A 12,473-nucleotide genomic window follows, 5' to 3' on the forward strand; every position below is an offset into this window, starting at 1 on the left:
CACTCGGTCGCGGCTTGTTCGGTGTTCTGTGTGGGTCCGGATGTGCGATAGACCGGGGTGACCGCGAGGGGGCTTCGGTGATGCATCACCTGAGGTTTCGGCTGGTCAGGCCGTCCTGGCGGCGGGTGGATCGCGGGTGGCGGCGGGCCGCCGGCGCCAGCGCCATCCGGCAGTCCGCCTGCCGATAATTCATCCGCCCAGGTCATAACCGGGCGGGGCTTCGCGGGGCGTCCGCGAGGTCTGGCAGTCAGGATGAAAGCAAGCGCGGCATCACGATCCCTGCTCCTTCTCCCGGCCCATTTGACCATCGCGAACGCTTTCGCCGCTCTGCTGCCGACGATCTCTCACGCTCCTAAGCCTGACCTCTTCCCTCGGTGCCGAGGAAGGCTGCCCTGGTCACTGGTCAGCTGCGAAAAGTGAGCGTCCCAGGCGTCGCGGGGAGGTGGCTTTGCGTTGCCCGGGTGGCCAGACCCGCTCGGATGATTTTGGTGCTGGCAGGGGGAAGGTGTGCGGCTAACATGCGCGAATGTGGATGAACCGGCTCTGGCTGCAACTCGGCTCCGTCGATCCCCGCATCGTCGACGGAGCGCTCGCCGTGACATTCACCCTGACCAGCGCTGCCTGGGCGTGGACCGAACAGCAGCCGGACACCCGGCCGCCCGACACCGGAGCTCTGCTGTTGATCGCGGCAGCCAACCTTCCATTGACCTTTCGCCGGCGGTGGCCCTTGGCAGTGGTCGTGGTGTGCTGCGTAGCAGGGCTGATTTATCACGCAATGGGTTACCACCCCGGTCAGAACAGTCTGAGCTCGCTGGTGGCCCTCTACTCTGTGGCCGTCCATCGACCGCTGCGATACTGCCTGGCCGCGAGCGTGCTGACCACCTGCGCGTGGGCGTACGCCACGGCCATGCAAACGCCCTGGGCAGCGCTTTGGTCGGTGCTGGCCAGGGCCTTGGTCGTGTGCGGTTTCGTGGTGGTGTTCGGGCTGGTTGTGCGGTTGCTCGCCCAACGCAATCGGCGACAGGCAGAGCTCACGGGACGGCTGCGCGAACTGACTCACAAGCTTCGGCTGGAGCGCGACAGCACCGCCAAGCTGGCGGCGGCCCGTGAGCGGGTGCGGATCGCCCGTGAGCTCCACGATGTGGTCGCCCACCACCTGTCAGTGATTTCCATTCAGGCCGAGTTGGGCCAGTACGTGCTCACAACCGATCCGGCAACCGTGGGCACCGCCCTGGCCACCATCTCCGACACCAGTCGCGAGGCCCTGGGCGAGATGCAACGCTTGCTGTCGATCTTACGAATCGGGACTGACGACTCGACTCCCGCAGCCTACGACGCCGCTCCTGGGCTGCAGGACCTGGCGGCTCTGATGGAACGCGTTGGCACTGCGGGCGTCAGCGCGGAGATGACAGTGATCGGCGATCCGAAGCCCCTACCGCCAGGCCTGGAGCTGTGCCTCTACCGGATCATCCAGGAAGGGCTGACGAACGTCCTCAAGCACGCCGCGCCCACTCAAGTCCAGATCCTTATTGGATACGCCAGCGACGCGGTCACAGTCCAGATCATCGACGCGGGACCTAAGCGCTGCGAACCGGTGACAGAGACGCCGGTCATTCCGGGTCACGGATTGCTTGGGATAAGCGAACGCGTCAAGCTGTACCAGGGCACGATGAGTGCAGGCCCTTCTCCTGAAGGGGGCTTCCGGGTCACCGCATGCGTGCCTCTGCAAACCCCGCACCCTGGAGACTGATGGGCAACGATGATCTCAGTGCTTGTCGCCGACGACCAAGACCTGGTGCGGGCGGGGCTGGTCGCCCTGTTACGCGCCGCCCCGGGCTTCGATGTGGTCGGCGAGGCCGCCGACGGTCACCAGGCGGTCCAGCTGGCAGCTTCCACCCGACCCCATGTGATCTTGATGGACATTTGCATGCCGGGGCTGGACGGCATCAAGGCCACCCGGCGAATCCTGACCGAGGCCACCAGACCGGATCGGCCACGGGTTCTTGTCGTCACGACCTTCGACATCGACGAGTACGTCTATCACGCGCTACGCGCCGGCGCCAGCGGCTTCCTGCTCAAACAAACCCCCGCCAGCCGCCTGCTGGCTGCCATCGAAACCGTCGCCGCCGGTGACGTTCTACTCTCGCCGACGAGCACCAGGCGGCTCATCGAAGCCTTCACGCCCGCGCTACCTTCTTCGCCGTACGACTCCTCGCCTCACCTGTCCGTCCTGACCTCACGTGAGCTGCAGATCCTCACACTGGTCGGGCAGACTCTGTCCAACGATGAGATCGCCCTGCACTTGCACCTAAGCCCTGCGACAGTGAAGACTCACCTCAACCGGGCCATGACCAAACTCAACCTGTCCAGCCGGGCCCATGTGGTGGCCCTGGCCTACGAAGTGGGCCTGGTGACACCGCGTCGGGCCACTGGCTGACCTTCCTGTCGCTTGTGGCGCCTGGCGCGATCGGCGAGGCAGGTGGCCAGGTCACAGGTGGACCGCCGATCACTTGTCGATGCCGGGCCTGCCACAAGCAGGACTGCGCCGCCGAAACTACATCCATGCAGTTCAAGCGGCATGCGCGTACTCATGGAGGAGTCTGCCGAGTCGGACTCGGGCCAGATGCGCTTCGATATGGGCAGCCTCTTCGACGTTGTCGAAGAGCAGTAGCCAGCCGGTGTGGCTGCTCAGCCAGGCCAGGGCCCAAGCGACGGCTTCCTCCGTGGCGGCCAGCTCGGCGGCGACCGAATCCACACCCGCCACCGGCGCCCGAGTCAGACCTGCCAGGCCAGCCTGGATTTGGGCAGGGCTGTCGGCCTCGATCCACCACACCAGCCGGTAATCGTCGCCGCGTTCCTAGGCAACGATCGGCCGGACCGTGATCACGGTGAGGGGCGTTCACCTGACACGCCTGCGTTCCCGCCGTCCGTAGGCTCGCATCCGGGGGCGCAAGGGGCGGAGCATGCGCTCCTACCGTATGCCTGCCATGTCAGGGGCGGCAGGCTCGCCCGCTCTGGAGGTTCGCCGATGTCCACCCCTTACCCGCCATCCCACGGATCTGGCGCGCCCGGATATCCGGGTGCGCGGCACGGCGCGCAGGCCTGGCCTCCCGGCGGCTTTCCACCCCCCGCACAGGGCAGACCTGCACCAGGCGGGACAGGACCGGACGTACGGTGGCCTCCCGGTCCCAGCGGGCCGCCGCCCCACCCGCAGGGCGGCCCCGGAGGGCAGTGGTCACCTCCCCAGCGAAACGGCAACGGACGCGGGAAGAAGGGGCCGCTGATCGCCGTCGTCATCGTGCTCAGCGTCGTCCTGATCGGCGGGCTGGCGGGGGGCTGGCTGCTCCTGGGCCGTGACGAAGCCAGCCCGCCCGCTGAGCCGACCTCCGGCCGGGGCGATGCGGTCCGGTCGTCCACGGCGGCGAAGACAACCGAGGCGGTGAAACTCCGGGCGATCACCGGCGACCAGCTCTGCGCTGCCGTACCGGACGATCTCCGTAAGAGCCTGGTCGCCGATGCCGAATACGGCGGGAAGGACGCATCCACTGGGGCCGCCACCGACACCGAGAAGCGGGCGGCCTGTAGTTGGACGAACAGCAAGATGGACGTCGGCAACGGCGTCCTCGGCCATCGCGTGCTGAGCATCTCCGTGGCAGCCAAGAGCGCAGAGACGCAAAGCGCAGTCGAACACGCCACGGACCGCTTCGACACGGACAAGAAGTCGCACGAGCGGCGAGTCAACGTCCGGGACGGCAAGCGGATCGACGGCAGGACCTCAGGTTCGGCGTTCGGCGAGCTTAGGGCGCTGGAGTATGGCGACGCCTCTTACAACCAGACCTCGATCGGGATGAGCGGCCTCAAAGCGGAGGTGTTCGTCCGGCAGGGGCCCTGGCTGATCAAGGTCACCTATGGCGGCGACAACCGGACCGGCACCAGATACCCCTCCGGCGACGAGACGCGGGCCGCGGCCGGGAAGGTCGCCGAGCTCATCACCGCGGAAATGACCAAGAGTGCCGACAAGGTGAAGCTCACCGGGCCCTGTGGCGTCGTCACCGCCGAACAGATCGAGTCGGCGTTCTTCCCCGCCGCCGACGGACCGTCCGTCAGCACCAGTGACGGCAGCGTCAAGCAGACCACCTGCACCTGGTCGGTCAAAGAGGTCGTCAAACACCGGCCTGGACAGGAGTTCACCACGCGCGGCGGTCAACTGGACATCCGCGTGGTTGGCTGGGGGGACGGCGACACCGGGTCGACGTTCCAGTTCGATCGCGATGCCAAGAAGTACGACCGCTACCACGACAAGGGCGGCCTCACCGACGATCGCCTCCACATTGACTACGAACCCCGCCAGGAGCTCTCCGGGCTCGGCGAGAAGGCATTCGTCGTGGTGTCCAGCACCACCAAGCGCTACGACAAGAGCGCGCCCCCCATGATGGAGATCCTCATCAAGGTCCTGGTCGGTAACCGGACGGTCGAGGCCACCTTCCGGGGGACAACGACCGGAGGCGGCCTCGTCGACGCCGCCGGCTACCGGGCACCTTTCTTCGAGTCGGCAGTCGCGCAGCCGGCCCTGACGAAGGTGGCCAAGACCTTCCTCGGCGGCCTGAAATGACGTGGCATGATCGTCGATCTCGTGCCCAACCGCCGCGTGCCTCGAAGGTTCAGATGCGTACCACCGCGGTGTGGGCGTGCCCGCGGCTGCCACCGACTTCCACCTTGACCGCGCTCTTGGCCCTGCGCACGCTGCGGTCGCTTTCCTTGACCGATTTCACCGCCCAGGGCAGCGTGATCTTCACCTCGTCGGCGGTCCTGGACGGGTCGGAGACCGCGAGCCGTACCAGCGTGCTGTCGCGCCGGATCAGCAGCGTGCACGGGCCGTCGGCGGCGAGCCGCCCATCCGCGGTCTCGACGGTCCCCGCGCGCCAGAAGACGGCGGCGAGCACGCCATCGCGGGCAATGGCCTGCACCGCTCCGGAGTTGGCGAGGATCTCGATCCGCCCGTCGTAGGCCGCCGTCTGCGCGATGGAGGCGTCGGGCAGTACGGCATAGGCGTAGCGCGCCTTGCGCGGATCGACGCCGTGGTCGATGAGGATCGTCGTGTAGTGCCTGGTGACGGAGGCCTTGTCGCCTCCGGTGGTGGCACCCTTGTCGATGTCGCGCCAGCGGCCGGTGCGTTTCTTGCGGATCACCTTCACGTCGACATCGTCCAGCATCGCGTAACCGGCCACACCGGACAGGTGGACCCAGCCGTCGCCCCGGGTCAGCGGCGGATGCCGGTCGTGGGTGTTGCGGTTCTCCACGATGGTCTCGATGTGGCGGCCATCGGAGGCGGCGATGCCGGTGCCGAGAGCGATCACCGCGTCATCGAGCAGGAACCACGCCTTCTTGGCCCGCAGCGAGGAGCCGTCGGCGATCAGCTTCATGGCCGCCACGCCGTACTCGCCGTCGAGTGCCACGCCGCCCGCCCACGGGGTGGGTGGCAGGCGACGCTTGCCGTGCGGGAGATCGGCGCGTCTGCGGGTGTCGACCGTCGTGCCCGGCAGCCGGTACGGGTCGATCGTGGGCCACAGGTCATCGTTCCAGTGGGTGAGGTCGCCGGTGTAGAGGTAGGTCATGCCGTCGCCGGTGTACCAGCCGTGGAGGTTCTCCCGGTTCATGGCCTCAACCGCGCCGATGCGCTCCGAACTCATCGCGATCGCGTAGGCCCAGGTGGGACGGCGGTGCACGACCCGGTCCATGTCGGCGAAGACGTACGTGCCCGTCGTGCGCGGGCCGACCGGCACCGACGGGTCCTCCAGCAGGGCGTTGGCCCTCGCGATGCTCGCCAGCGGTGCGAGCGTGTCGTAGGGGATGGCCTCGTTGCGGGTGAGCCAGCCCTTCACCAGCGGTCGCCAGCGCTGGGCATAGCGCTCGGGTGCCGCCTCCAGCAGGGTGAGGATGGCCTCGACCGCCTTCTGCCCCGAGTGGTAGTCACGGTGCCCCTGTACCGAGATCTGCCGGCCGCGTACGCAGTCCATGATCAGCCCGTCGAAGATGAACGGTGTGAACGAGCGATCCACGAGGTCGTAGACGTTCCCGATTCGAGTGATCTCCCATGGTGACCGCGCGAGCATGGCGATCAGCTTGGCCACGCTTTCCAGATAGTCCACGCCGTAGCTGCCGGTGTAGGGGTACACGTCGTGCTGGATGAACGACCCGTCACGGTAGAAGCCGTCGCCCGGGCCCCCGGTCGGCCGCAGCAGGTCGGAGACCGCTTCCCTGGCCCGCTTGACGAGGCGGGCGTCGTGGGTGAGCACTCCGCGCATCGCCACCGCCATGGCCTTGCCCGCCCGGTTGGCGCCGGTCTCGACGACGCCGGGGTGGCTGACGCGCCGCTCTGGGGTGGGGCACCAGCGGCGCACTGGGCGCAGCCAGCGCTCGAGGCGGTCCTTGGGCAGGCCGTCGTACAGCAGGGCGCAGGTGTCGGTCAGCGAGCGGGGGACGCCGATCTCCCACCAGAACCAGTTGCTGTCTCGCCGGTCGAGCCCCTCGTGGTAGGCGTGCTCGTACAGGAAGTCCAGCGCCCTGACCGCGGTCTCGGCGACCTGCCCGTCCCGGTGCATGGCGGTGCCGGGCGTGGCCCAGCCAAGCGCCAGTGTGCGCATGCGGTTGTAGGCGCGGTTGAAGTTGCCCGTCCGTGGATCCTCAAGCGGCAGGTCGGGCCACAGGCTCGGACGGCCGGGGGCGGGCTTCAGCTTGCGCAGCACCGCGTTGGCCGAGCCCTCGATCGCCTGCGTCTTGTCGGTGGAGGCGGCGTTGTACGACCCGCCGGTCAGCAGGCTCGCCCACCGCTCACGCGCGGCGTCGAACGCGGCGGTGCCGATCGCCTCGGCCGGTCTGTCCCACAGGGCGAGTCCGGCCGCGGCCGCGGTGCCCAGCAGGGCGGACCGCCGACCGAGGGGGTGGGTCATGGAAGCCTTCCGACAATCGGGCAAACAGCAGATAAAAGGATCATATGTCGCCGGGTGGGGGGGACTATTGCGACGGTGAGTCGGCGGCGAGAAAGGCCCGGTCCCGGCGAACAGCACGAGTGATCATCATGCCGTGCTCGGCCCCTTCGTACCGCCTCCCCATGGGACCGAAAGGCTGTACCCGCGACCTGGCGACAGCACGGGTTCGGGGGGTGGTCCCTCCCCCGGATACACCGGGTGGCCTCCATGCGCCGGGGGTCTGCCCCTTCCAGACTCGATACCGAGCACGTAGGCGTGGCGCTGGTCTTCGAGGGCCGACACCGAAGCCGGAGCCCTCCCCGCCGACTGTGGCACGCTGGTGGTCCCGGAGAACCACCGCGTTCCCGGCTCCCGCCTGATCGCGCTGTCGGTGACCCGCATCCGGGCCACCGGCCGCAACCCGGCCGAGCCGATCTTCCGGCTCGGCGGCGGCCCCGGCGCGTCGAACATGTCCTTCAAGGAAGCGAGCCGCCTGACCGAGCGGCACGACGTCGTCCTGGTGGGGTACCGGGGCATCGACGGGTCGACGGTCCTCGACTGCCCCGAGGTGACCTCGGCGCTGCGGCACTCGGCCGACCTCGCCGGACCGGAGTCGTCGCGCCGCGTGTCCCGGGCGTACACCAGCTGCTCCAGGCGGCTGACCGGGGACGGCGTCGACCTCGACGGCTACTCACTGCCCCAGCGCGTCGAGGATCTGGAGACGGCACGCGCGGCCCTCGGCTACCAGCGGATCAACCTGATCAGCACGAGCGCGGGAACCCGCATAGCGATGATCTACGCCTGGCGTCATCCCGGGTCGATCCACCGCTCGGTGATGATCGGCGTGAACCCGCCGGGCCACTTCCTGTGGGATCCCGGGATCACCGACGACCAGCTCTCCCACTACGCCGAGCTGTGTGCCCAGGACGGCGGGTGCGCCGCACGCACCGGCGACCTCGCGGCCTCCCTGAAGGCCACCGCGGCCCACCTGCCGGACCGCTGGGGATTCCTGCCCATCAAGAACGGCAACGTCCGCGCCGCGACGCTGCTCGGGCTGGTCAACTCCACGGAAGCCGCCGCGCCTCTCAACGCACCGGCGATGCTCGACGCCTGGCTGGCGGCGGCCGACGGCGACCCGAGCGGGTTCTGGGCCGTCTCGGTGCTGGCCGACCTGTTCTTCCCGACCTCCTTCGTCTGGGGAGAGTCCGCCTCGGCCACCATGATCGACGCGGGACCGGTCGACCGCTACTACGCCGCGGGCGGCGACCCGGGCTCGATCCTCGGCAACGCCGGCGCGGACCTGCTGTGGGCCGGCGGAGGCCTCACCAAGGCGTGGCCGATCAGCCCCGACAACCTCGAGTACCAGAAGGTGCGGCCGACCGACGTGGAGACCCTCCCGTGGTCATGAACACGTAGACGCCGACTGCGGCGATGGCCGGTTTCGACAGCGGGAGAAGGATCCGCCACAGGAACCGCAGATGGCCGCATCCGTCCATCACCGCGGCATCGCGCACCTCGGTCGGGAACTGCAGGAACGACTGCCGCAGCAGGAACGTGCCGAAGGCGTGGGCCAGGAAGGGCAGGGTGAGCCCGAGATAGGTGAGCGGCCCCTTGGTCAGGCCCAGGTCCGAGATCAGCAGGTAGTTGGGCAGGATGATCGCTTCCCACGGCACCATGAGCGTCACCATGAATAGCGCGAACATAACCGTCTTGGCCCACATCCGCAGGAACGCGAACGCGTAGGCGGCCAGGACGCTCGACAGGAGCTGGCAGAGGGTGACGATGCCGGTCTGGATCGCCGAGTTGAGGTACTGCCTGGCCAGCGGGATCGTCTCGAGCGCCGAGGAGAAGTTGCCCAGGTCGATCGCCGTCGGCACGAGCTTCGGCGGATAGCTGGACAGATCGCCCGGCGTCATGATGCCGCCGACGAAGGCGTAGTAGAGCGGGAAGACCACCGGAAGGGCGCACACGATGAGCACGAGATAGACAATGATCTTGCTCGTGACTGAAGAGGAGTTGCTCATCGGTAGTGAACTTTCCTTTCCAGCACACCGAACTGAATGCCCGTGCAGACCAGCACGATCACCAGGAGGACGATCGCCGCGGCGCTGGCCGTACCGAAGTCCGAGGATCCGTAGCTGAAGGCCTTCTCGTAGATCCAATAGACGAGCGTGGAGGTGGCCCCGTCGAGACCGCCCTTGGTGAGGATGTGGATCTGCCCGAAGCTCTGCAGCGCGTGGATCGTGGAGATCACGATGAGGAAGAAGAGCTGCGGGGACAGCATGGGGATGGTGATCCGGCTGTGCAGCCGCCACCCGGTCGCGCCGTCGAGCCTGGCGGCCTCCACCACTTCGGCGGGAATCGCGCCGACCCCTGCGGAGAGCACGAGGACGTTGTAGCCGAGCGTCATCCAGATCGTGGTGATCGAGATCGAGATCAGGGCCAGATCCGGCCAGGTGCGGCACCAGCGGCACACGGATGGAGGAGATGCGTGCGGAGCGCGAATCTCGATGTGGGAGGGGGCGATCCCGATCACGTGGGGGGCGAGCGGTCAGCCCTTCGAGCCGGTGAAGGCGATGCCGGCGATGAGCTGCCGTTGCATGACCACGAAGAGAGCGATCACGGGCAGCGTGGCCACGATCGACCCGGCGAACAGGATCGGGTAGTTGGTCAGGAACTGCCCGCGCAGCGAGGCGAGCCCGGCGGAGAGCGTCATCATCTCCGGGTCGGTGTTGACCACCAGCGGCCAGAGCAGGCTGCTCCACGACCACATGACGGTCAGCAGCCCGAGCGCCAGCAGGCCCGGCCTGACCAGCGGCAGCATGATGTGCCAGTAGATCTGCCAGGGGTTGGCCCCGTCGAGCCGCGCGGCCTCGTCCAGCTCCTTGGGCAGGGTGAGGAAGAACTGCCTGAGCAGGAACGTGCCGAAGGCCCCGAAGACGCCGGGCGCGATCAGTGCCTGCAGCGTGTTGAGCCAGCCGAGCCCCGCCATGATCTCGTAGCGCGGGATGATGAACAGCTCACCGGGGACCATGAGCATGGCCAGGAAGACCATGAAGATGGCGCCCCTGCCGGGAAAGCGCAGCCGGGCGAAGGCGAAGGCGGCGAGCGAGCACAGCAGCAGCTGCCCGGCGGTGACCGCCGCGGTGACCACGACCGTGTTGAGGAACTGCCTGGCCAGCGGCACCGAGCGGAAGATGTCGACGAAGTTCGACCACTGCCACGAGGGCGTGAACTTCGGCGGCATCCGCAGGGAGTCGGGCAACGTCTGCAGCGAGACGACGATCTGCCAGGCGAAGGGCGCGAGCATCACCAGCGCGCCCGCGGCCAGCACCACGTGGGCCGGCCATGTCCTGGGCCTACTCATAGTGCACCCACTTCTTCTGCAGTCTGAACTGGATCGCGGTCAGCACGAAGATCAGCCCGAGCAGCAGCACCGCGATCGCCGCGGCGAGCCCTCGCTGGTTCTGCACGAAGCCCGTCTCGTAGAAGAGGTAGACGATCGTGCGGCTGCCGCTCAACGCCGGACTGTTTCGGTCGACCATGAGATAGACCAGGTCGAAGACCTGCAACGCGTTGATCATCGTGATCACCATGACGAAGAACGTGGTCGGTGTGAGCAGCGGGAGCGTGATGCGGAAGAACTGCCGCAGCCGCCCGGCGCCGTCCATCGAGGCCGCCTCGTAGTACTGGCGAGGAATGCCCTGCAGCCCCGCCAGGAACAGCACGGCGTTGTAGCCGATCGAGCTCCAGATCCCGACGACGGCGATCGCGTAGATGACGACGTCGGGATCGCCCACCCAGTACGGCCCGTCGATCCCCAGCTTCCCGAGGAGGAAATTGATCGCGCCGAATTCGCCGTTGAACAGGTAGCGCCAGGTCAAGCCCACCGCCGCGGGCATGGTGACGACGGGGAGGAAGTACAGCGTCCGGTAGACGCTCAGTCCGCGCAGCCCCGGCACGTTGAGCAGGGCCGCGATGGCGATGGACAGCGGCACGCCCACCAGCACCAGCACCGCGTAGAGCAGGGTGTTGCCGAGCGCGCCGATCATCTCCTCGTCACCGAACAGGTCGGTGAAGTTGGCCGTCCCCACCCAGGTCTGCCCGCCGAAGACGCCCGACTCGGTGAAGCTGAGGTACAGGGTCTGGGCGATGGGCCACAGGTAGAAGACGGCCAGCCCCAGCGCCATCGGGGTGATGAGCAGGTAGCCCCACGCCCACTCGCGCTTGGAGTGCATCAGTTACTCCTTGGCCAGGATCTCGTTCATCTGCGTGGCGATCTCCTTGGCGGCGTCGGCCACCGGCCGCTTGCCCGACCAGGCGTCGACGAGCAGCTTGTTCTGCACGTCCTGCCACTGCGCGGTGTTCATCGACACCGGGTACGGCACGCCGTGCGGCAGGGAAGCGTCGACCGTCTCCTTCAGGTGGAAGGAGGGGAAGGCCTTGTACCAGCCTTCCTGTGTGTCCGGGCGGAGCGAGAGGGCACCGCCCCCGCTGTCACTGATGATCTTCTGGGCCTCCGCGGAGGTGACGAACTCGGCGAACGCCGCCGACTCCTCAGGGTGCTCGCTCCTGGCCGAGACGGCGTTGGCCAGGCCGAGCAGGATGGCGGCCTCCTGCGCGGGCCCCTTGGGCAGCGGAGCCACGTCGATCCGCTCACGGGCCTCGGAGTTGGCCCAGTAGGTGGAGGCGAACCAGACGCCGCCGTACTGCATGCCGAACTTGCCGGACTGGAAGAGCTGGATGATGTCGGTGTCGGCGTAGACCTCCGCGACGGGCGCGACCTCGTCCTTGATCAGGCCGGTCCAGAACTCCAGGCCCTGGATGGAGCCGGGCTCGTCGAAGCCGCTCTTCCTGCCGTCCGCCGAGATCACATGGCCGCCGGCCTGGATCATCGTGTTGTAGAAGCCGACCTGGTCCAGCATCGGGGCGAGGATGCCGAACTGCTTCTTGGCCGGGTCGGTCAGCTTCTTGGCGGCGGCCTTGACGTCGTCCCAGGTCCAGTCGGCGGTCGGGTACTTCACGCCGGCCGCGTCGAAGATCTTCTTGTCGTACCAGAGCGCCGGGATGCTCACGCTGAACGGCAGGCCGTACAGCTTGCCGTCATGGCGGTAGCCGTCGACGACCGCCTCGGGCAGACCGGCGACCTTGGACTCGTCAAGCGGGGCGATGATGCCGCCCTTGGCGTACATGCGGACGTTGAGGCTGTTCATCCAGAAGACGTCGGGGGCCTCGCCTCCGGACGCGACCGTCTGGAGCTTCGTCCAGTACTGGTCCCACGGGGTGATCTGCAGCTTGACCGTGACGTTCGGATAGGCCCTCTGGAACTCGCCGATGATCTTCTCGGCGCTGGCCTGGTCGTTCTTGTCCCAGATGGCGTAGCTGATGGTGACCTTGCCGGAGGCGGCGGGCTCGCCGGAGGAGCCGCAGCCTGCGGCAAGGACGGCGAGGCCGAGCAGCCCGGCCAGAGGAAGTCGAATACGCATGGGTGTCTCCAAGGGGGTG

The 12,473-nt window shown here is 67.7% G+C and carries 11 protein-coding genes; 4 read left to right on the forward strand and 7 right to left on the reverse strand.

All coding sequences use genetic code 11. The features are described 5' to 3' along the window. Positions 1-526: 526 nt before the first annotated feature. Positions 527-1,750, forward strand: coding sequence for a sensor histidine kinase (locus V5E28_RS00650; protein ID WP_336203897.1), 1,224 nt, complete (start codon positions 527-529; stop codon positions 1,748-1,750). A 9-nt stretch (positions 1,751-1,759) separates the two neighbouring features. Then, positions 1,760-2,437: a response regulator transcription factor gene (locus V5E28_RS00655; RefSeq protein WP_336203900.1), complete on the forward strand. Its 678-nt coding sequence runs from the start codon at positions 1,760-1,762 to the stop codon at positions 2,435-2,437. A gap of 132 nt (positions 2,438-2,569) precedes the next feature. Here V5E28_RS00655 and V5E28_RS00660 read toward each other — a convergent pair whose 3' ends face one another. Then, positions 2,570-2,833: a hypothetical protein gene (locus tag V5E28_RS00660; protein ID WP_336203901.1), complete on the reverse strand. Its 264-nt coding sequence runs from the start codon at positions 2,831-2,833 to the stop codon at positions 2,570-2,572. 768 nt (positions 2,834-3,601) lie between these two features. Between V5E28_RS00660 and V5E28_RS00665 the strand changes: the two genes are divergently transcribed. Next, entirely contained in the window at positions 3,602-4,612 is a 1,011-nt protein-coding gene (locus tag V5E28_RS00665; protein WP_336203902.1) for a hypothetical protein, read from the forward strand. Positions 4,613-4,661: 49 nt separating this feature from the next. Here V5E28_RS00665 and V5E28_RS00670 read toward each other — a convergent pair whose 3' ends face one another. Continuing rightward, positions 4,662-6,950 (reverse strand): polysaccharide lyase 8 family protein, encoded by a 2,289-nt coding sequence (locus tag V5E28_RS00670; RefSeq protein ID WP_336203903.1) that lies wholly within the window; start codon positions 6,948-6,950, stop codon positions 4,662-4,664. A 358-nt stretch (positions 6,951-7,308) separates the two neighbouring features. On the opposite strand from V5E28_RS00670, the gene V5E28_RS00675 reads away from it, so the two are divergent. Beyond that, positions 7,309-8,376, forward strand: a complete 1,068-nt coding sequence (locus tag V5E28_RS00675; RefSeq protein ID WP_336203904.1) for an alpha/beta hydrolase — start codon at positions 7,309-7,311, stop codon at positions 8,374-8,376. Here V5E28_RS00675 and V5E28_RS00680 read toward each other — a convergent pair. The 5 genes from V5E28_RS00680 to V5E28_RS00700 all read right to left on the reverse strand — a co-directional run bounded on the left by V5E28_RS00680 (position 8,309) and on the right by V5E28_RS00700 (position 12,454). Beyond that, a complete protein-coding gene (locus V5E28_RS00680; RefSeq protein WP_336203906.1) occupies positions 8,309-8,992 on the reverse strand; it encodes a carbohydrate ABC transporter permease in 684 nt (227 codons plus the stop codon). The genes V5E28_RS00675 and V5E28_RS00680 overlap by 68 nt on opposite strands. Continuing rightward, complete coding sequence (locus V5E28_RS00685) at positions 8,989-9,444, reverse strand: carbohydrate ABC transporter permease (RefSeq protein WP_336203908.1); 456 nt, start codon at positions 9,442-9,444, stop codon at positions 8,989-8,991. Before V5E28_RS00685 ends, V5E28_RS00680 begins: the two co-directional genes overlap by 4 nt. A 75-nt stretch (positions 9,445-9,519) precedes the next feature. Further along, a complete protein-coding gene (locus V5E28_RS00690) occupies positions 9,520-10,335 on the reverse strand; it encodes a carbohydrate ABC transporter permease (RefSeq protein WP_336203910.1) in 816 nt (271 codons plus the stop codon). Next, positions 10,328-11,206, reverse strand: coding sequence for a carbohydrate ABC transporter permease (locus V5E28_RS00695; protein WP_336203912.1), 879 nt, complete (start codon positions 11,204-11,206; stop codon positions 10,328-10,330). Before V5E28_RS00695 ends, V5E28_RS00690 begins: the two co-directional genes overlap by 8 nt. Before the next feature lie 3 nt (positions 11,207-11,209). Beyond that, complete coding sequence (locus V5E28_RS00700) at positions 11,210-12,454, reverse strand: ABC transporter substrate-binding protein (protein WP_336203914.1); 1,245 nt, start codon at positions 12,452-12,454, stop codon at positions 11,210-11,212. Between the last annotated feature and the right edge of the window lie 19 nt (positions 12,455-12,473).

Origin of the sequence: Nonomuraea sp. LPB2021202275-12-8 (assembly GCF_037044575.1) — a bacterium.
GTDB lineage: Bacteria > Actinomycetota > Actinomycetes > Streptosporangiales > Streptosporangiaceae > Nonomuraea.

What these genes read in the sequence shown, in the direction of transcription:
- V5E28_RS00650 (WP_336203897.1), top strand. Translation starts at nt 527, where the DNA reads ATGTGGATGAACCGGCTCTGGCTGCAACTCGGCTCCGTCGATCCCCGC.
- V5E28_RS00655 (WP_336203900.1), top strand. Translation starts at nt 1,760, where the DNA reads ATGATCTCAGTGCTTGTCGCCGACGACCAAGACCTGGTGCGGGCGGGG.
- V5E28_RS00665 (WP_336203902.1), top strand. Translation starts at nt 3,602, where the DNA reads ATGGACGTCGGCAACGGCGTCCTCGGCCATCGCGTGCTGAGCATCTCC.
- V5E28_RS00670 (WP_336203903.1), bottom strand. Translation starts at nt 6,950, where the DNA reads ATGACCCACCCCCTCGGTCGGCGGTCCGCCCTGCTGGGCACCGCGGCC.
- V5E28_RS00680 (WP_336203906.1), bottom strand. Translation starts at nt 8,992, where the DNA reads ATGAGCAACTCCTCTTCAGTCACGAGCAAGATCATTGTCTATCTCGTG.
- V5E28_RS00690 (WP_336203910.1), bottom strand. Translation starts at nt 10,335, where the DNA reads ATGAGTAGGCCCAGGACATGGCCGGCCCACGTGGTGCTGGCCGCGGGC.
- V5E28_RS00695 (WP_336203912.1), bottom strand. Translation starts at nt 11,206, where the DNA reads ATGCACTCCAAGCGCGAGTGGGCGTGGGGCTACCTGCTCATCACCCCG.
- V5E28_RS00700 (WP_336203914.1), bottom strand. Translation starts at nt 12,454, where the DNA reads ATGCGTATTCGACTTCCTCTGGCCGGGCTGCTCGGCCTCGCCGTCCTT.